This is a genomic window from Novosphingobium sp. MBES04, from assembly GCF_000813185.1.
Lineage (GTDB): Bacteria > Pseudomonadota > Alphaproteobacteria > Sphingomonadales > Sphingomonadaceae > Novosphingobium > Novosphingobium decolorationis.
This window is the reverse complement of sequence record NZ_DF850488.1, coordinates 1,779,724-1,796,221: the sequence shown is the minus strand read 5'-3', so window position 1 is coordinate 1,796,221 and position 16,498 is coordinate 1,779,724. Positions and strand designations below refer to the sequence as shown.

Sequence of the window (16,498 nt, the reverse complement as noted above, 5' to 3'; positions counted from 1 at the left end):
TGAGCCGGATGTCTCAGGGTCTCAGAAGGGTTTGACGACCACCAGGATCACCACCACGACCGCCACGAGACTGGGGACCTCGTTCAGCATGCGCAGCGCCTTGCCGCTCATCCCGCGCTGTCCCTTCGCCAGCTTCTTGCCATAGCTCACCAGCCAGCCATGATAGGCCGAGAGCGCCACCACGAAGAGCAGCTTGGCGTGCAGCCAGGGCATGGACCAGTAGTGCATGGCGGTGGCCAGCGCAATCCCGAAGACCCACACGGCAATGAGCGAAGGGGTGAGGATGATCTTGCGCAGCTTGGCCTCGCGATCGATCCAGCGCGCCTCTTCGGGCGAGCCGGCTTCGGCCTCCTGATGGTAGACGAAATAGCGCGGCAGCATGAACAATCCGGCCATCCAGAAGATCACGAAGATGATGTGGCCGGCCTTCAGCCAGAGGTAGGTGGTCTGCAAGATCTGCTCCATGAGCCTTAATCGTCCCTCTTGAAAGCGTGTGCCCTGTTGGCGGCTATCTAGGGGCTCGACGCGTGCCTGAAAAGATCAGGCGCGGCGCCAGGCCCGGACGGTGGAAAGAAGGCGCTCGACGTGCGCGATCGGGGTATGCTGGCCGATTCCATGTCCGAGATTGAAGACATGGGGACGGTCCGCGAAGGCATCGAGAACGCGCCGGGCCTCGGATTCCAGGTCGTCTCCGCCCGCCAGCACGAGGAGGGGATCGAAATTGCCCTGCACCGGCATTCCGGCAGGCAGTTCGCGCGCGGCCCAGACCGGGTCGATGGTTTCATCCACGCCGACTGCGTCGACGCCGCTCTCGCGGGCATAGGCGGGCAGCTTCTCGCCCGCGCCCTTGGGAAAGCCGATGATGGGAGTCTCGGGATGGCGGGCGCGCAGTTCCTTCACGATCCGCGCATTGGGCGCGATGACCCAGCGTTCGAACTGCGACGGGGAAAGAGTCCCCGACCAGGAGTCGAAAAGCTGGATCGCTTCGGCTCCGGCCTCGATCTGCCCGGAGAGATAGTCGACGGTGACCTCGGTTATACCCTCCACGATAGCCTGAAAGCCCTCGGGATCGCGATAGGCCAGCGCGCGTGTCTCTGCCTGGTCCCGACTCCCTTCACCCGCGACCATATAGGTAGCCACGGTCCAGGGAGACCCGGCGAAGCCGAGCATCGTCTTGGTAGGGTCAAGCTGGGCCCGAACCTTGCGCACGGTATCGTAGATAGGCGTCAGCCGTTCAGGGACCGCTTCCAGCGCGCTCAGGGCACTATCCACAAGGCGTGGAGAAAGCCTGGGACCTTCCCCTGCCACGAAGGTGAGGTCCTGTCCCATTGCGTAGGGGACGATCAGAATGTCGGAAAACAGGATCGCGCCATCAAACCCGAAACGGCGGATCGGCTGCATCGTGATCTCGGCGGCGGCATCGGTGTCATAGACCAGCGCCAGGAAGCCGCCCTTTTCGGCCCGCAACTCGCGGTATTCCGGGAGATAGCGGCCGGCCTGGCGCATCAGCCAGATCGGGCGTTCCTCGGTGTTCGAGCCACGCAGAGTGTCGAGAAGGAGACCAGGCATCGCGTTCTTTTCCGTTCCGAACAAAAAAATTTAGAATTTTTATAAAAGGTTGATGGAGTCTGTTGGCCCTGTGGATATCGGGGATTGGCGGGCAATGCCCGAATTGTCCCCGGATGAACAGGGCGAATGAGTCCGAACGACTCTTCCTGACTCCGGAGTCAAAGATTCATTATCCGCCCTATCCACAGGGTGTGGAAGATTCCGAGAGCCTGTCCAGAAGTGGAGGAGCGAATCCGGGGCACTGGGGAGGATAAGTGCCTCGCGAGTTGTCACCGAAGCTATCCCGTGGTTTATGGCCCTTCTATCCACAGGGCTGTCCCACGGGGCCCCGGCTCCCGAAGTGCCCCGCAAAGGACCTTGCCTGGCCGTCATGGCGCGTTTTCACCTTCATCTTCTTTCGGATTCCACGGGCGAAACGCTCGAGATGATCGCCAAGGCGGCGCTCGCGCAGTTCGACGATACCGAAGTGCTGCGGCACTTCTGGCCGATGGTCCGTTCACAGCAGCACCTCGACCGGATCATGGGGGAGATTTCCACAAACCCCGGGCTCGTCTTCTATACCCTCGTCAACGAGAACACGCGCAGCCGCCTGGAAGAGACCTGCCAGAAGCTGGGCCTGCCCGCGATCGCCGTACTCGACGGGGTGACCGACGCGCTCGAGGCGCTGCTGGGCCAGGAAGCCAAGGGCCGTCCGGGCCGCCAGCACCGCCTCGATGACGCCTACTTCGCGCGCGTGGACGCGATTCAATTCACCATTGCACACGACGACGGCATCGCCTGGGAGGACTGGGAGGAAGCCGACATCGTGCTCGCGGGCGTCTCGCGCACGAGCAAGACGCCGACCTCGATCTACCTTGCCAACCGTGGCTTCAAGGTGGCGAACATCCCCATCGTGCCCGAGAGCCCCCCACCCCCCTCGCTCTATGGCCTGAAGCGTCCGCTGGTGGTGGGCCTGACGACCGCGCCCGAGCGCCTGATCCAGGTGCGCCGCAACCGTCTTCTTTCGCTCAGCCAGTCGCCCGACACCGACTACGTCCAGAGCGAGAAGGTCGAAAGCGAAGTGAAATATGCCCGGCGTATGTTCGCGGACAATTCCTGGCCGGTGATCGATGTCACCCGCCGTTCGATCGAGGAGACGGCGGCCGCGGTCATCAACCTGCACAACGAACGCAAGGCGGCCGGTCGGACCGGCCAGGTCGGCCCGAAGCCGATCTGACCCTGGCGTTGCTATCCCTGACTCACTCATTGCGAAAACACCCATGATCCTGCTTGCATCCAAGAGCGCCTCGCGGCGCGCCATGCTCGAGGCGGCCAACATTGCCTTCACCGCCCAGCCCGCCGATATCGACGAGCGGGCGCTCGAAGCGTCACTTGGCGAGGCCCCTGCCCCCGAAATCGCGCTGGCCCTGGCGCGCGAGAAGGCACTTGCCGTTTCGCAGGCGAACCCGGGCGAACTGGTGCTGGGGAGCGATTCACTCGTGGTGTGCGGTGACATGCGCTTCGACAAGCCGGCCGACCGCGAGGCGGCCGCGGCCCATCTGCGCTTCTTCTCGGGCAAGGTGATGCACCTTCACAGCGCGGCCGCGCTCGCCCGCGGGGGCGAGGTGCTCTGGTCCGAAGCTGCCGAGGCGCGTCTTCATGTCGCCCCTCTCTCCGAGGCCTTCATCGAGACCTATCTTGCGGCCGAGTGGCCCGAGGTGGCCGGGTGTGTCGGCGTGTTTCGCATCGAGGGGCGCGGCGTACAGATCTTCGAGGAGATCGTGGGCGACTATTTCACGATCCTGGGCATGCCGCTGCTCAAGGTGCAGGCGGCGCTGCGCCGCATGGGAGTCCTGGAGCGATGAGTACGAGCATGACGAACGAGGCAGACGTGCTGCCCTATGCCGAAGTGATCGGCGATCCGATTGCCCAATCCAAGTCGCCCGTGATTCACGGCTTCTGGATCGAGAAGCTGGGGCTTTCGGCGCGCTATGACCATTGCCATGTCCGCCTTGAGGACCTGGAGGACTATCTTGCGCGCCGGCGGGCCGATCCGCTCTGGCGCGGCTGCAACGTCACCATGCCGCACAAGCTGGCGGTCCTGCCGCTGCTCGACCGACTGGAGCCGATTGCCGAGTCTATTGGCGCGGTGAACACTATCGTGCGCGAGGATGACGGCACGCTGACGGGCACCAACACCGATGCGCCGGGCTTTCTCGAGCCGCTGCGCGCCACGCTCGACAAGACTCACCTCTTCCGCATGGCGCGCGTGCTCGGGACCGGCGGCGCGGCGCGGGCCATCGTTGCCGCACTGGCGCGCGAGCACTTCACCATCGTGTTGGCCGGACGCAATCCGGAAAAAGCGCGCGCGATGCTGGATGAGCTCGACCCCGAGGGGGAGCACCACGCCATTTCGCTCGACCATTTCGCCGATGCCAACGACTTTGCCTTCGATGATCGGCAGGGCTGTTTCGACCTCATCGTCAACGCCAGTCCGCTGGGCATGACCGGACAGCCCCCGCTCGCCTTCGATTTCAGCCACGCACCGCCCGCCTCGGTGGTCTACGACATCGTCACCAGCCCGCTCGAGACCGATTTTCTGACAGCGGCGCAGGAGGCTGGATTTGCCACGGTCGACGGGCTCTCGATGCTGATCGGCCAGGCGGATGTCGCCTTCGAACGCTTCTTCGGCGCCAAGCTCCGCGCGAGGACGACGAGGAACTGCGCGCGCGGATTCTGGCCTGACACCCTGGCGCCGCCACAAGGAGAGGAGATCGCCATGGCACGACCCCGCATCCTGGGCCTGACCGGATCGATTGGCATGGGCAAGTCGACCGTGGCGAGCATGTTTCGCGACGAAGGCGTGCCGGTCTTCGATGCGGACGCCGAGGTCCATGCCCTGCAGGGCCCGGGCGGGGACTTGCTGGGCGCCATCGAGTCCGCTTTTCCGGGCACGACCGGGCCGGACGGAGTGGACCGCGCGGCGCTGGGCGCGGCGGTGTTCGGCGATACCGAGGCGCTCGCGCGACTCGAAGCCATCGTCCATCCCGCCGTGGCGACTCGGCGCGAGGCATTCGTCGCGGCCAACGCCGGGTGCCCTTTCGTGGTCTTCGATATACCGCTCCTTTACGAAAAGGGCGGATACCGGGACGTGGACGCGGTTGCGGTCGTGTCCGCTCCGGCCGATATCCAGCGCGAACGCGTGCTGGCCCGGCCGGGGATGAACGAGGAAAAGTTCGAGAGGATTCTGAAACTTCAGGTGAGCGATGCGGAGAAACGCGCGCGCGCCGATCACGTGATCGATACCGGAACCAGCCTAGAGGAAACGCGCGCGCAGGTGCACGCCCTCGTCACGGCGCTCGGCGGTGCAGAATAATCGCTGTTCAGACCTTGCGCCCGGGCCCTGTGAGGCAGATATGAGATAAGATGCGCGAGATTATCTTCGATACCGAGACCACCGGCTTTGACCCCAAGAACGGGGACCGCATGGTCGAGATCGGCTGTGTCGAGATGATCAACCGGGTCGAGACGGGCAATTCCTACCACGCCTATTTCAACCCCCAGCGTTCGATGCCCGCCGAGGCCGAGGCGGTCCACGGCCTGTCCGAAGCCTTCCTTGCCGATAAACCCCTCTTCGCCGAGTGCGCGCAGGAGTTCCTCGACTTCGTCCAGGACAGCCCGATGGTCGCCCACAACGCGACCTTCGACTTCAACTTCATCAACGCCGAGCTGGCGATGGCCGGACACCGTGCGATCGACCTTGATCGCATGGTCGACACCATCGTGCTGGCCAAGGCCAAGCACCCGGGCGCGAAACTTTCGCTCGATGCGCTGTGCTCGCGCTATGGAATTGATCGAAGTCATCGCACCAAGCACGGCGCTCTCCTAGACGCCGAATTGTTGGCGCAGGTCTATGTGGAGATGCGGGGCGGCCGCCAGATAGGTCTCGAACTGGTCGCACAAACAACTGAGATCGTGTCGGAAACCAAGGTCCTCACACGAAAGGATCGTCCCTTCCGACAGCCGCGTCCCCACGCGGCCACCGATGAGGAACTTTCCGCGCACGCGGAGTTTCTGAAGTCGGTCGATACCCCGCTTTGGGGTGCCTGATAACGATAGAAAAGAGGAGTATTCGCCCATGGATATCCGTGTCTCCGGTCATCAAGTCGAAACCGGCGAGGCCCTGCAGATCCACGCCAACGAACGGCTGACGGCGATCATCGAAAAGTACTTCAACAGGGCCATATCGTCACAGGTGACTTTCGGGCGTGCCCCGGCCGGAGCGTTCCGCTGCGACATTGTCATGCACGCCATGCAGAATCTCGTGCTTAAGGGCACCGGCATCGCCCACGACGCGCATGTCGCGCTCGACCAGGCGGCCGAGAAGATCGACAAGCAGCTGCGCCGCTACAAGCGCCGCCTTACCGACCGTTCCGAGCAGGCCGCGCACGCGATGGCCATGGCCGATGGGTCGATCGTCGAGGAAGCTGCCTACACCATCTTCGAGGAAGCCCCGAGCGAGCAGGAAGAGGATATCGACACCGATGCCCCCGTCGTGATCGCCGAAACCCGGGTCGACATTCCCGAGGCCACGGTGTCGGATGCGGTGATGATGCTGGACTTGCGCAACACCACGGCGCTCTTCTTCAAAAACGCTGGCACGGGCCGTCATAATATGGTTTACCGCCGCGGCGACGGCTCGATCGGGTGGGTTGAGCCGGCCTGACGCACAGCGCGAGCCCGCAATTTCCACTTCGCGGAAATTCGGCAGCCCCCGAGCATTCGGGGGCTGATCGTGCATAAACGGGACGGAAGAGTGGTCACACGACCGCGATCTTATCTGCAATGACCAGTCTTTTCACTTTGCTTCCGGCCGCAGTCACGTCGATCGACGTGGAGGGCAAGGACGCCATTCTCAAGCATCTCGCCGGGCTCTTTGCCGAGGTCTATGAACTCGACGAGGCGCATGTCCTGGGCGCGCTGCTGGAACGTGAGCAGCTGGGCAGCACCGGGTTCGGGCGCCGCATCGCGATCCCGCACGCCCGCGTCGAGGGCCTCAAGCGCCCCGTTGCAGCCTTTATCCGGCTGGAATCCCCGGCCGAGTTCCAATCGGCCGATGGTCTTCCGGTCGATCTCGTCTTCGGTCTGCTTTCGCCGCTGGGCGCAGGCGCCACGCACCTTCACGCCCTGGCCGCCATCTCGCGCATGATGCGCGATGAACGCATGCACGCCACGCTGGTCGAGGCGACCGGCCCTGAGGCCATCTACGCCCTTCTCAGCAACGTCCTCGACCGCGATGCCGCCTGAGCGTGGCCCCGAGGCCGGGGCCAGCGGCAATCCCCCGGGAGCCAATCTCCACTGGCGCGGGCTGGAAAGCCTCTACGCCTCGGCAGCCATCAACCAGACATTCGCCTCGCGTCTCGAAATTCCGGGCGAGGGCCGCGCGCGCATTCTCTTCGATGTCAGTCCCGAGGTCTTCCACGCAGGGGGCGCGGCGCATGGCACGATCTATTTCAAGATGCTCGATGATGCCGCCTTCTACGCGGCCAATACGCTTGTCTCGGACCGTTTTCTGCTGACGACCGCCTTCAACCTGCACCTGACCAAGCCGGTCACGGGCGGCCGCCTGGTGGCCGAGGGCACCTGGATCAGTGGTCGGCGCCGGGTGTTCGTGGCGGAATCGCGCCTGATCGACGAGGCGGGTGATGAGGTTGGCCGGGGCAGTGGTACCTTCATGCGTTCGCGCATCGCGCTTTCGGGCCTGCCTGGCTACCACACCGCCAGCAAGGACTGAGCCCTATGGACGCGCGTCTCCCGGCCCACATGGAAGTCTCCGCCCTGATCCGACGAATCGAGTCGGAAGGGGGCTTCGGCATGGTGCTCAGCAAGGGCGAGCGCGACGCCGGAACGCTCATGGTCGTGCTTGTCGAAAGAGGCCGCGATTCAAGGGCTTACGAGCGCATGCCACAGCTTGACGGGACCCGGAAATGGACCCTGTCGCGCGAGCAAGATCCTGAAAAACCGTGGGAATTTTCCGAATTTCTCGAGCGTCGCGGGAAGCAGGACCCGGACCTCTGGATCGTGGAACTGGACATCGCCGATGGGGTGCGTTTCATCGAAGCTGAGTAGCTTTTCGGGTTGACTTGCAAGCCTTGCAAGCTAAAGGGCGCCCCGCAAAGGCGAACGCGGCCCGGTGGCATTTCGGCACATCCGGCTAGCACGCAGACGGGGAATCGTCGGCAGGTCCGAACGAAGATGTAACGGCTTTCGCAGCCACTTCGTTCCAACCTGTGTCGGACCGTTCACCGCATTAGATTTTGTCTTAATGGGTACGAAGCTTGAGTGGGCGAGCGCGGTGGCGCTGGCCGCATCAGTTGTCACTGCTGTCGTAAGCACCCAGGGTTCGGGTGCAGCCGCGTCCGATCATCAGCCGGTCCCGGCACTCGATCAGAACCCCGTGGTGGAGGCTGAGGACGCCTCTGCCCTTCCCTCTTCCGATTCCAGCGACGTCGCGTTCGTGGCCGAGCCGGTGGTCCAGGCGCTCCCCGAGAGCGGCGACACCGAGGTTTCGGGCGATGACACCGCCGAGACTCTGGCCCAGCTCGTGGCCATGCAGGATGCCCCCGCCAAGCTGAGCCGCAATATGCGCTGTCTGGCCGGTGCGATCTATTTCGAGGCGCGTGGCGAGTCGCTCGAAGGCCAGCTGGCCGTGGGCCGCGTGGTCATCAACCGCGCCAACTCCGACCGCTTCCCCGACAGCTACTGCTCGGTCGTGCTGCAGCGTTCGCAATTCTCGTTCGTGCGCCGTGGCCGCCTGCCCCATATCCCCGAGCGTTCGGCCGCCTGGAAGCGTGCCGTTGCGGTCGCGCGCATTGCCGCGGCAGATGGCTGGGACAATCCGGCCAAGGGCGCGCTGTTCTTCCACGCGGCCCGTATCTCGCCGCGCTGGGGTCACGCGCGCCTCGCACGCGTCGACAACCACATCTTCTACCGCTGAGCCCTCTAGTGGGCTGAGAAAGGCCGGGGAGCGCCCTTATGCGCTTCCCGGCCTTCGCGTGTCCGGTGCAGACGCTCTTACGCGTCGCGCAGCTCCACCCAGACTGGAGCATGGTCGCTGGCCTTCTCCCGGCCACGGTGCGCCTTGTCGACGCCGCAGGCGACCAGCCGGTCAGCCAGTTCGGGCGAGAGCAGCGCGTGGTCGATGCGAAAGCCATGGTCGCGCGGCCAGGCGCCTGCCTGGTAGTCCCAGTAGGTCCATACGCCGCCTTGCGGGTTGTGCGTCGCGATCGCGTCGGTCCAGCCATCGCCGAGCAGGCGGAAGTAGGCATCGCGCGATTCCGGCTGCATCAGCGCGTCGCTCGCCATCGCGGGCGGTGACCAGATGTCGCGGTCGAAGGGGATGACGTTGAAGTCGCCGGTCACGATGGCGGGGACCTCTTCGGCGCGGATCTGCGCCATGCGTTCGCGCAGGCGCTTCATCCAGCGCAGCTTGTAGTCGAACTTGGGGCCGGGAACAGGGTTGCCGTTGGGCAGGTAGATGCCGGCCACGCGGATACCGAAGACGTCGGCTTCGATATAGCGCGAATGGTCGTCCTCCGGCTCGCCCTCAAGCCCGCGCTGCACCTCGACCGGCATTTCCCCGTCGGCCAGGATGGCCACGCCATTGAAGCTCTTCTGGCCATGCCAGATGCCCTTGTAGCCCAGCTTCTCGAACTCGGCGATCGGGAAGCCCTCGTCCTGCGACTTGATCTCCTGGAGGCAGGCCACGGCGGGCCGCGTCTCGGCGAGCCATTCGAGCAGGCGGGGCAGGCGTGCCTTGACGCCGTTGATGTTGAAGCTGGCGATTTTCATGGCCCGCCTTCTCGGCAGGAGGAGGGGCGCACGTCAAGGCCCGCGCCGTGCCTTTTGGCCTGCGCGGCGCGCTTGTCCGCCGCTATGCGCACGCGCAGGGCGCGCACATTCGTTTGAACCGGAACCTGGGGATCAGATGCTGAAGCTGGAGCCGCAGCCGCAACCTGCGGCGGCCATCGGGTTCTCGACCCGGAAGGCCGCGCCGCCGAGCGATTCGACGTAGTCGACCACGCAGCCGTTGACGAGGTCGAGGCTGATCGGATCGACGACCAGACGCACCCCGTCGGTCTCGACCACGCAGTCCTCGCTGTCGAGAGTCTCGGCCAGGCCGAACTTGTACTGGAAGCCCGAACAGCCCCCACCCTCGACCGACAGCCGCAGGATCGCGGGCTTGTCCTGCTTCTGCGCGATCGTGGCGACACGGGCGGCGGCGGACGGGCTGAGAGTGATCGCGGTGTTTTCCATGCCCCCAATGTAGGCCTGCGGGGCCGTGCCGACAAGTTCGCTGCGCGAGGTTGCGGGCAAGGTCCGGGAATCGCATGCGGATTCCCGGATCGTGTCAGGGCCCCTGCCCCCAGGAGCCCTGCAGAGGACGGATCAGGCCATCTGGATGTAGTCGCGCAGCGCCGCAGCCTCGCCTTCGACCTTGTCGATCCGGTACTTCACGATGTCGCCGATCGAGACGAAGCCGACCATGCGCCCCCCTTCGACCACCGGCAGGTGGCGGATGCGGCGCTTGGTCATCATCGCCAGCGCGGTCATCGCCGAGGTCGTCGGGTCGACCGTGACGGCGGGCGCGGTCATCACCTCGCGCACGGGCTTGTCGAGGAGCTCTGCGCCGAATTCGCGCAGGCGGTAGAGCACGTCGCGCTCGGAAAAGATGCCTGCAATGGACTCGCCGTCCATCACCGGCATCGCGCCGATGCGGCGCTCGGCAAGAAGCCCGGCCGCCTCACGCACCGTGGCCGAGGCGGGGCAGGTTACAATGTCGTGGCGGCCTTCGAGTATCCTTTCAATCGTCATCCTGCTCTCCCTGTTCGTGAGCGACGGCGCCGGACTCGTTGGACCAGCGCAAAGAGAATACCACAGGCCGCGGCCGCCTACTACTTGCGGAGCTTTCCCGGGGTGACGCTTAGGATTGCCGGATAGAGAAGTATAAGGGGTAAAAAGGAAATAGTGATTCAAGGGGTTATTACCCCTTGACCCCAGAACTGTCAGCCGCAGCGCACTTGGCCAACATGGCGTGCGTAAGGTGAGGCTGACCGTTCTGGGAGCCCGAAGGCGATGGCCCTTGGAATCCGTCTCCTGGCCTTGGCCCCCTTGCAGTGAACTACACAAAGGCGCAGAGGTGACCCTATGGTCCCCCCTTCCCCCCTCGATGATCCCGAGAAGGCCGCGCACGCCTGGGCGCGGTACCTGCGCATCATGCGCTGGATGATGCTGGTCACGGTCGGCTTCGTCGCGGCCGCGATCTACCTGCTCTACCGTTCCAACGGCGCGGTCTCGATCCACTTCTACATCGCCGCCGCGCTGGGCGTGGGATTCACGATGTTGCTGGCCTCGGCGCTGATGGGCCTCGCGTTCCTGTCGAGCGGCACGGGGCATGACGAAGCGATCGTCGATCCCCTGGAGGATGAGCGCAACGCGCCCTGAGGATTGGCTTCAGGCCTCCTCGGGAGGGCGCAGACGGTAACGTTCGACCGGGCGGCCCGCGACGAGGTGCTCCTGGATGATCTCTTCCAGAACCTCCTCGGTGCACGAATGGTACCAGACCCCGTCGGGCCAGACGACCGCGACCGGCCCCGCTGTGCAGATGCGCAGGCAATCGGCCTTGGAACGGGCAATGCCCCCCTGCCCTTCGAGACCCAGCTGCTTCAGGCGCTTCTTGAGGTACTTCCAGGCGGCTGCGCCCTTCTCGGGCGCGCAGCACTTGGCCTTCTGGGGCTCGGCGCATAGGAAGATGTGGCGCGAGATATTCTCGCCCCCCGCCTTGGCGAGCGCGGCGCGCGCGATGCGAAGCTCGGCCTCGCTCGCGCTCACGGGCGCAGTGTCCATTCGTTGAGAAGTTCGGGAATGGCGACCGTCTGCCCCGAAGCGTCAACCGCTACCGTCACGCAGCGCGAGAAGACCACGGGGACCTCGTTCTGGGTGACGACGTGAATCATGGTCATGGAGGTGCGCCCGACGCGTTCGACCGCGCAGGCGATGGTCACGGGGTCGGGATAGTGCGTCTGGTTCAGATATTCGAGGTTGAGGCTGACCACCATCGTGCTGAGCCCGGTGAGGTGCTTGCGGTAGCCCGAGGCCTCGTAGAAGCGCACGCGCGCGTCCTCGATGTAGGCCGCCATGGTGACGTTGTTGATGTGCCGGTTGAGATCGAGGTCGGCAAAGCGCGGGACGATCTGGTGGTGAAAGGGGTAACGGCTGGCATCGAGCAGCGCGGGATCAGGTTTGGCCATGGCCGATCAGGTAGGAAGTACCAAGGCCCAGGTCCAGCCCCTGAAGGCGCTCTAGCCCTGCCCTACTGGCCTGATCAGACCTTCTTGCCGACGATGCGCGCGATCTCGTCGGCGACGAGGCGCTCGACCATCGGGGGCAGGTTGCGGTCGAGCCATTCGGCTAGCGCAGGGCGCAGGAGTTCGCGCGTGAGGTCTTCGAGCGAGGTTTCGCCCGAGCGCACGATGCGCGGCTTCATGCCGGGTTCGGACATCATCGCCAGTGCGGCGAGCGAATCCTGCATCGACTTGCGGCTTTGCGGCTGGAGCAGCGACGTGTCGTCCCGGGCGGGCGGGGTCTGCGGAGCATCGTCGGCGAGCGCTTCGGCCTCGTCGAGCTCGAGCACCGATTCCTCGTAGCGGGACACAGGGGTCGGTTCGGGCGCGGCATGGGCGCGTGCGCCTTGCGCATTGGCCCCGATGCCCGAGAGTGTCTCGCGCGCGATCACCTTCTTGATCGACTGGAGAATCTCCTCGACCGAAGGTTCGCCGTTGTGACCCATCTCGTAAAAACCCTTAAAAAGCAGGCCCTCGAGTCGGGCGCGCGGTAGATCTAGCTTTCCGGAATGTCGCCGTCCTGGACCGGCGTGTCAACGGTGCGCGTGGAACGGGCCACAGGTGCAGGGTCGCTTTCCCAGTCGAAGATCTTGTCGTGGACGCGCTCGTAATTGACCTCAGGGTCGTAGAGAATGCCGCCTTCGAGGTTGAGATCGCGCGCTTCGGCGCGGCCCATCGCGGCCAGCAGAGTGAAGCCGGCCACGTAGGAATTGCGCTGTGCGGTGACGAGATCGGTCTGCGCGTTCAGGTATTCCTGCTCGGCATCAAGAATGTCGAGGATCGTGCGGTTGCCCACCGAGTTTTCGGCGCGCACGCCCTCGAGGCTGAGTTCGCTGGCATCGACGGCGACCTGCGAGGATTCGATGAGATCGAGCGCGGCCCGGTAGGCGGTGAAGGCCGAGCGGACCTGCGCGATCACGTCGCGTTCGGCGGCGATCTCCTGTTCGAGCGCGGCCGAGGCCTGGGCCTGGGCCTGACGGCGCTGGGCGGCGGGAAGGCCGCCCTGGAAGAGGGGAATCGAGACCTGCGCGCCGATCTGCGCCTGGCGGTCGGTCTGCGGCACGGCGCTGCTGCCCACGCCGCCGAGCGTATCGAGGTAGTTGCTGTAGCTGCCCCGCCCGAACAGCGCGAGGGTGGGCAGGCGCCCGGCCCCGGCGACGTCGATGTCCTTTTCCGCCGCCCGGCTCGATTCCCGCGCGGAGATCAGCGCGGGGTTGTTGTCGAGCGCGACCATCACCGCCTCGCGCGCGTCGTCCGGCAGGCCGGGCAGAGGCGGAGGCGGGGCCAGCGCTTCGGGCGCCTTGCCGACAAGCTGGATGTAGGTTTCGCGCGCGGCGGCGAGTGTCGCCTCGGCGCTCAGCACGTTGCTCTGCGCCAGCGCCAGGCGCGACTGCGACTGCGCGACATCGGTGCGCGTGACATCGCCGATCTCGAAACGGTCGCGCGTGGCCTGGAGGTTGACCTCCAGCACTGCGACGTTCTTGCGGTTGAGCCCGACCAGCGCCTCGCCCCGGATCACGTCCATGTAGGCCGCGACCACGTTGGCAAAGAGCTGGCTTTCGCTGGCGCGCAGGTCCGCCTGGCCCGCGCCCACACGGATCTTGGCGGCCTTGACGCGGTTCTTGACCGCGCCGCCCGAATAGATCGGCACCTGCACATCGCCCTGCCCCTGTACGAGGCGTTCGGGCGCGGTGAACGAGGTGCGGCTGGTCACCACGAACTCGGTGTAGGTGCCCGAGACGCTGGCGCTGGGAAGGCCGGCTGCGCGGGCAATCGCCACGTTCTCGTCCACGCCGCGCTGACCGGAACGGGCCGCTTCCAGCGTCGGGTTGGTCTGGTAGGCCTGGACGAGAGCTTCGCGCAAGGTATCGGCCCGCGCCGGAAGTACCCCGGCGAGGCTGACCAGTGCAGCGCCTGTCATCATCCCGGCACGCCGCGCGAGCCGGGACATGGTCAGAAGCTCCAGCGCTTGGGCGCTGCGAATTCGGGAACGGCGGGAATGCCCTGTTCGTGGACAGGCAGGAGGGCCAGGTGGCCAGCCGTCTTGACGCCCACGGCGAGACGCGAGACGCCGCGCAGGATTTCCCCGGTGACCACGCGGCCTTCATCGTCCAGGCGGGCGACGAGCGCTTCGGGCAGTTCCTCGGCGGCGCCGTCGACCAGGATCAGGTCGTAGCCGCCCTGGCCGGCTTCGAGCGCCTGTGCCGGGGTGATCGTGTCGAACTCGGCGACGAGCGTGCGCAGCAGCGCGGCGTAGTAGCCATTGGCATCGCCCACCAGCAGGATCTTCTTCGCCTGCGTCGGGTCCGCCTCGGTCAGCGCGGCGCCGTAGAACAGCGGGGCGGCCAGGAAACGGCCTTCGCCCAGCGGCACGGCGCGGTCGATGTAGGCGGCGTCCTTCCAGTCCGCGGGCACGAAATCCTCACGCGCAACGCTCGCCATCGCGGTCAGAACCCAGGGTTCGTTGACGCCGCTGGTGCGCAGCTGGCTGGAGATCATCGCGCGGCGGGCTTCGTTCGGCGCGGTGGCGGACCGGTCCTCGGTCAGGGTCATCTGTTCACTATCCCTCAAGCAAGCGCGGCTGTCGGGCCTGATGGTCCCAGGCAGAAGATGCGCGCGGATAAGTCGGCTTTTGCAAAGCGCCTTCTAGGCCAAGGAGGCCTTCGGGCTCAAGTGCTTTGAACGGCACTGGTCGATCCATCTTGACGCTTTGACGATGGGGGGCACGCGGCCTATGGGAACTCGCAAAAGCACAACAGGTCCCAAGTCCGGGACCGCGCAACAGGAGCGTTTGATCCCATGGCCGAAATGGTGACTATCCGCGAAGACGACCTGATCGAAAGTGTCGCCGACGCTCTCCAGTACATCAGCTACTACCATCCGATGGACTACATCCGCGCGCTGGGCGAGGCCTACGAGGCCGAGCAGGGCCCCGCCGCGAAGGACGCGATCGCGCAGATTCTCACCAATTCGCGCATGTGCGCCGAGGGCCACCGCCCGATCTGCCAGGACACCGGCATCGTCAACGTCTTCATCGAGTGGGGCCAGAACTGCCGCCTCGAGAGCGACCGCTCGCTGCAGGAAGTGGTCGATGAAGGCGTGCGCCGTGCCTACGGCAACAAGGAAAACAAGCTGCGCGCCTCGGTGCTGGCGGATCCCGCTTTCACCCGCCGCAACACCAAGGACAACACGCCTTCGGTCCTTTCGGTCTCGATGGTTCCGGGCAACAAGATCACCGTCGACGTGGCGGCCAAGGGCGGCGGCTCGGAAGCCAAGTCCAAGTTCAAGATGATGAACCCCAGCGACAACATCGTCGACTGGGTGCTCGAAATGCTGCCGCAGATGGGCGCGGGCTGGTGCCCGCCGGGCATGCTGGGCATCGGTATCGGCGGCACCGCCGAGCACTGCGTCAAGCTTGCCAAGCAGAGCCTGATGGACCCGATCGACATGGGCCAGCTCAAGGCGCGCGGCCCCCAGAACGACATCGAGGCGCTGCGCATCGAGATCTTCGACAAGGTCAACGCGATGGGCATCGGCGCGCAGGGGCTGGGCGGCCTTGCCACCATCCTCGACGTCAAGATCCTCGACTGGCCGTGCCACGCGGCGAACAAGCCGGTCGCGATGATCCCCAACTGCGCGGCGACCCGCCACGCGCACTTCACGCTGGACGGTTCGGGCCCGAGCTACCTCGAAAAGCCCAACCTTGCCGACTGGCCGCAGGTGGAATGGAAGCCGAGCAAGGAAGCCATCCGCGTCGATCTCGACACCCTCACCCCCGAGGACGTGAAGAGCTGGAAGCAGGGCGACCGCCTGCTGCTGAACGGCAAGATGCTGACCGGCCGTGACGCCGCGCACAAGCGCATCCAGGACATGCTCGCCAAGGGCGAGGAACTGCCTGTCGATTTCAAGGGCCGCGTGATCTACTACGTGGGCCCCGTCGACCCGGTGCGCGACGAAGTCGTCGGCCCGGCTGGCCCGACCACCGCAACGCGCATGGACAAGTTCATGGACACCATGCTCGAGCAGGGCCTCCTGGCGTGCGTGGGCAAGGCGGAGCGCGGCCCGGCAGCGACCGAGTCCATCGCCAAGCACGAATCCTCGTACCTCATGGCGGTGGGCGGTGCGGCCTACCTCGTGTCCCGCGCGATCAAGGAAGCCAAGGTCGTCGGCTTCGAGGACCTGGGCATGGAAGCGATCTACGAGTTCACCGTCGAGGATATGCCGGTGACCGTGGCCGTCGATTCCGAAGGCAAGAACGTCCACCAGCTCGCCCCGCTGGTGTGGCAGGAAAAGATCGCCAAGGAGCACCTGCTCGCCGACTGAGCGGGAAGACTCTAGCGAACCTGAAGACGGGCGGGCGGCGCAAGCTGACCCGCCCGTTTTGCTGTCAGGGGCAAATATTCAAGGGGCCATCGCCCCTTGACCCCAAAACGGTCTACCTCACCTTTCTCAAGCAACGCGGCGTGCGCAAGGTGAGGTAGACAGTCTGGGGAGCCCGAGGGCGATGGCCCTCGGAACTCTATGACTTTCTGGCTTCTGCCGGATGA

21 protein-coding genes and 1 pseudogene are annotated in these 16,498 nt (G+C 65.3%); 12 read left to right on the top strand and 10 right to left on the bottom strand.

What is annotated here, in order from left to right:
* Window positions 1-21 precede the first annotated feature (21 nt).
* Both MBENS4_RS07840 and hemE read right to left on the bottom strand, forming a co-directional pair.
* Entirely contained in the window at window positions 22-465 is a 444-nt protein-coding gene (locus MBENS4_RS07840; RefSeq protein ID WP_039389904.1) for a CopD family protein, read from the bottom strand.
* 75 nt (window positions 466-540) lie between these two features.
* Window positions 541-1,569 (bottom strand): uroporphyrinogen decarboxylase, encoded by a 1,029-nt coding sequence (gene hemE, locus MBENS4_RS07835; RefSeq protein ID WP_039389901.1) that lies wholly within the window; start codon window positions 1,567-1,569, stop codon window positions 541-543.
* Between the two features lie 370 nt (window positions 1,570-1,939).
* Between hemE and MBENS4_RS07830 the strand changes: the two genes are divergently transcribed.
* From MBENS4_RS07830 to MBENS4_RS07790, 10 genes and pseudogenes are all read left to right on the top strand, one after another.
* Window positions 1,940-2,785, top strand: coding sequence for a pyruvate, water dikinase regulatory protein (locus MBENS4_RS07830; RefSeq protein ID WP_039389899.1), 846 nt, complete (start codon window positions 1,940-1,942; stop codon window positions 2,783-2,785).
* Between the two features lie 43 nt (window positions 2,786-2,828).
* Window positions 2,829-3,413, top strand: coding sequence for a Maf family protein (locus MBENS4_RS07825; protein WP_039389897.1), 585 nt, complete (start codon window positions 2,829-2,831; stop codon window positions 3,411-3,413).
* Between the two features lie 8 nt (window positions 3,414-3,421).
* Window positions 3,422-4,293 (top strand): annotated as a pseudogene (gene aroE / locus MBENS4_RS07820) (shikimate dehydrogenase).
* A 34-nt stretch (window positions 4,294-4,327) separates the two neighbouring features.
* Window positions 4,328-4,924: a dephospho-CoA kinase gene (gene coaE, locus MBENS4_RS23995; protein WP_052322101.1), complete on the top strand. Its 597-nt coding sequence runs from the start codon at window positions 4,328-4,330 to the stop codon at window positions 4,922-4,924.
* A gap of 50 nt (window positions 4,925-4,974) precedes the next feature.
* Window positions 4,975-5,658, top strand: coding sequence for a DNA polymerase III subunit epsilon (gene dnaQ / locus MBENS4_RS07815; RefSeq protein ID WP_039389895.1), 684 nt, complete (start codon window positions 4,975-4,977; stop codon window positions 5,656-5,658).
* Window positions 5,659-5,686: 28 nt separating this feature from the next.
* Window positions 5,687-6,274: a ribosome hibernation-promoting factor, HPF/YfiA family gene (hpf, locus tag MBENS4_RS07810; RefSeq protein ID WP_039389893.1), complete on the top strand. Its 588-nt coding sequence runs from the start codon at window positions 5,687-5,689 to the stop codon at window positions 6,272-6,274.
* A 119-nt stretch (window positions 6,275-6,393) separates the two neighbouring features.
* Entirely contained in the window at window positions 6,394-6,855 is a 462-nt protein-coding gene (locus MBENS4_RS07805; RefSeq protein WP_039389891.1) for a PTS sugar transporter subunit IIA, read from the top strand.
* Window positions 6,845-7,342, top strand: coding sequence for a PaaI family thioesterase (locus MBENS4_RS07800; RefSeq protein ID WP_039389889.1), 498 nt, complete (start codon window positions 6,845-6,847; stop codon window positions 7,340-7,342). The genes MBENS4_RS07805 and MBENS4_RS07800 overlap by 11 nt, the downstream gene beginning before the upstream one ends.
* Before the next feature lie 5 nt (window positions 7,343-7,347).
* Entirely contained in the window at window positions 7,348-7,677 is a 330-nt protein-coding gene (locus tag MBENS4_RS07795; RefSeq protein WP_039389886.1) for a DUF1491 family protein, read from the top strand.
* A gap of 196 nt (window positions 7,678-7,873) precedes the next feature.
* On the top strand, window positions 7,874-8,545 hold the full coding sequence (locus tag MBENS4_RS07790) for a cell wall hydrolase (protein ID WP_039389884.1): 672 nt from the start codon (window positions 7,874-7,876) through the stop codon (window positions 8,543-8,545).
* A gap of 77 nt (window positions 8,546-8,622) precedes the next feature.
* Here the strand turns inward: MBENS4_RS07790 and xth are convergent, their stop codons facing one another.
* From xth to MBENS4_RS07775, 3 genes are all read right to left on the bottom strand, one after another.
* Window positions 8,623-9,399 carry an exodeoxyribonuclease III gene (gene xth / locus MBENS4_RS07785; protein WP_039389881.1) on the bottom strand — a complete coding sequence of 259 codons (777 nt, stop codon included), beginning with the start codon at window positions 9,397-9,399 and terminating at the stop codon, window positions 8,623-8,625.
* A 132-nt stretch (window positions 9,400-9,531) separates the two neighbouring features.
* Window positions 9,532-9,864: an iron-sulfur cluster insertion protein ErpA gene (erpA, locus tag MBENS4_RS07780; protein ID WP_039391991.1), complete on the bottom strand. Its 333-nt coding sequence runs from the start codon at window positions 9,862-9,864 to the stop codon at window positions 9,532-9,534.
* Window positions 9,865-9,996: 132 nt separating this feature from the next.
* On the bottom strand, window positions 9,997-10,422 hold the full coding sequence (locus tag MBENS4_RS07775; RefSeq protein WP_039389879.1) for a CBS domain-containing protein: 426 nt from the start codon (window positions 10,420-10,422) through the stop codon (window positions 9,997-9,999).
* Window positions 10,423-10,755: 333 nt separating this feature from the next.
* On the opposite strand from MBENS4_RS07775, the gene MBENS4_RS07770 reads away from it, so the two are divergent.
* A complete protein-coding gene (locus MBENS4_RS07770) occupies window positions 10,756-11,052 on the top strand; it encodes a hypothetical protein (RefSeq protein WP_039389877.1) in 297 nt (98 codons plus the stop codon).
* Window positions 11,053-11,061: 9 nt separating this feature from the next.
* Here MBENS4_RS07770 and MBENS4_RS07765 read toward each other — a convergent pair whose 3' ends face one another.
* The 5 genes from MBENS4_RS07765 to MBENS4_RS07745 all read right to left on the bottom strand — a co-directional run bounded on the left by MBENS4_RS07765 (window position 11,062) and on the right by MBENS4_RS07745 (window position 14,504).
* A complete protein-coding gene (locus tag MBENS4_RS07765) occupies window positions 11,062-11,439 on the bottom strand; it encodes a (2Fe-2S) ferredoxin domain-containing protein (protein WP_242404833.1) in 378 nt (125 codons plus the stop codon).
* On the bottom strand, window positions 11,436-11,858 hold the full coding sequence (locus tag MBENS4_RS07760) for an acyl-CoA thioesterase (RefSeq protein WP_052322100.1): 423 nt from the start codon (window positions 11,856-11,858) through the stop codon (window positions 11,436-11,438). Before MBENS4_RS07760 ends, MBENS4_RS07765 begins: the two co-directional genes overlap by 4 nt.
* Window positions 11,859-11,932: 74 nt before the next feature.
* Window positions 11,933-12,397, bottom strand: a complete 465-nt coding sequence (locus MBENS4_RS07755) for a DUF2497 domain-containing protein (RefSeq protein ID WP_039389872.1) — start codon at window positions 12,395-12,397, stop codon at window positions 11,933-11,935.
* Window positions 12,398-12,447: 50 nt separating this feature from the next.
* The gene (locus MBENS4_RS07750; protein ID WP_039389870.1) at window positions 12,448-13,902 is read right to left on the bottom strand and encodes a TolC family outer membrane protein; all 1,455 of its coding nucleotides are present in this window, start codon (window positions 13,900-13,902) and stop codon (window positions 12,448-12,450) included.
* Window positions 13,903-13,904: 2 nt separating this feature from the next.
* A complete protein-coding gene (locus MBENS4_RS07745) occupies window positions 13,905-14,504 on the bottom strand; it encodes a protein-L-isoaspartate O-methyltransferase family protein (protein ID WP_039389868.1) in 600 nt (199 codons plus the stop codon).
* A gap of 246 nt (window positions 14,505-14,750) precedes the next feature.
* On the opposite strand from MBENS4_RS07745, the gene MBENS4_RS07740 reads away from it, so the two are divergent.
* On the top strand, window positions 14,751-16,274 hold the full coding sequence (locus MBENS4_RS07740; protein ID WP_199904351.1) for a fumarate hydratase: 1,524 nt from the start codon (window positions 14,751-14,753) through the stop codon (window positions 16,272-16,274).
* Window positions 16,275-16,498 lie beyond the last annotated feature (224 nt).

What these genes read in the sequence shown, in the direction of transcription:
- MBENS4_RS07840 (WP_039389904.1), bottom strand. Translation starts at nt 465, where the DNA reads ATGGAGCAGATCTTGCAGACCACCTACCTCTGGCTGAAGGCCGGCCAC.
- hemE (WP_039389901.1), bottom strand. Translation starts at nt 1,569, where the DNA reads ATGCCTGGTCTCCTTCTCGACACTCTGCGTGGCTCGAACACCGAGGAA.
- MBENS4_RS07830 (WP_039389899.1), top strand. Translation starts at nt 1,940, where the DNA reads ATGGCGCGTTTTCACCTTCATCTTCTTTCGGATTCCACGGGCGAAACG.
- MBENS4_RS07825 (WP_039389897.1), top strand. Translation starts at nt 2,829, where the DNA reads ATGATCCTGCTTGCATCCAAGAGCGCCTCGCGGCGCGCCATGCTCGAG.
- coaE (WP_052322101.1), top strand. Translation starts at nt 4,328, where the DNA reads ATGGCACGACCCCGCATCCTGGGCCTGACCGGATCGATTGGCATGGGC.
- dnaQ (WP_039389895.1), top strand. Translation starts at nt 4,975, where the DNA reads ATGCGCGAGATTATCTTCGATACCGAGACCACCGGCTTTGACCCCAAG.
- hpf (WP_039389893.1), top strand. Translation starts at nt 5,687, where the DNA reads ATGGATATCCGTGTCTCCGGTCATCAAGTCGAAACCGGCGAGGCCCTG.
- MBENS4_RS07805 (WP_039389891.1), top strand. Translation starts at nt 6,394, where the DNA reads ATGACCAGTCTTTTCACTTTGCTTCCGGCCGCAGTCACGTCGATCGAC.
- MBENS4_RS07800 (WP_039389889.1), top strand. Translation starts at nt 6,845, where the DNA reads ATGCCGCCTGAGCGTGGCCCCGAGGCCGGGGCCAGCGGCAATCCCCCG.
- MBENS4_RS07795 (WP_039389886.1), top strand. Translation starts at nt 7,348, where the DNA reads ATGGACGCGCGTCTCCCGGCCCACATGGAAGTCTCCGCCCTGATCCGA.
- MBENS4_RS07790 (WP_039389884.1), top strand. Translation starts at nt 7,874, where the DNA reads ATGGGTACGAAGCTTGAGTGGGCGAGCGCGGTGGCGCTGGCCGCATCA.
- xth (WP_039389881.1), bottom strand. Translation starts at nt 9,399, where the DNA reads ATGAAAATCGCCAGCTTCAACATCAACGGCGTCAAGGCACGCCTGCCC.
- erpA (WP_039391991.1), bottom strand. Translation starts at nt 9,864, where the DNA reads ATGGAAAACACCGCGATCACTCTCAGCCCGTCCGCCGCCGCCCGTGTC.
- MBENS4_RS07775 (WP_039389879.1), bottom strand. Translation starts at nt 10,422, where the DNA reads ATGACGATTGAAAGGATACTCGAAGGCCGCCACGACATTGTAACCTGC.
- MBENS4_RS07770 (WP_039389877.1), top strand. Translation starts at nt 10,756, where the DNA reads ATGGTCCCCCCTTCCCCCCTCGATGATCCCGAGAAGGCCGCGCACGCC.
- MBENS4_RS07760 (WP_052322100.1), bottom strand. Translation starts at nt 11,858, where the DNA reads ATGGCCAAACCTGATCCCGCGCTGCTCGATGCCAGCCGTTACCCCTTT.
- MBENS4_RS07755 (WP_039389872.1), bottom strand. Translation starts at nt 12,397, where the DNA reads ATGGGTCACAACGGCGAACCTTCGGTCGAGGAGATTCTCCAGTCGATC.
- MBENS4_RS07750 (WP_039389870.1), bottom strand. Translation starts at nt 13,902, where the DNA reads ATGTCCCGGCTCGCGCGGCGTGCCGGGATGATGACAGGCGCTGCACTG.
- MBENS4_RS07745 (WP_039389868.1), bottom strand. Translation starts at nt 14,504, where the DNA reads ATGACCCTGACCGAGGACCGGTCCGCCACCGCGCCGAACGAAGCCCGC.
- MBENS4_RS07740 (WP_199904351.1), top strand. Translation starts at nt 14,751, where the DNA reads ATGGCCGAAATGGTGACTATCCGCGAAGACGACCTGATCGAAAGTGTC.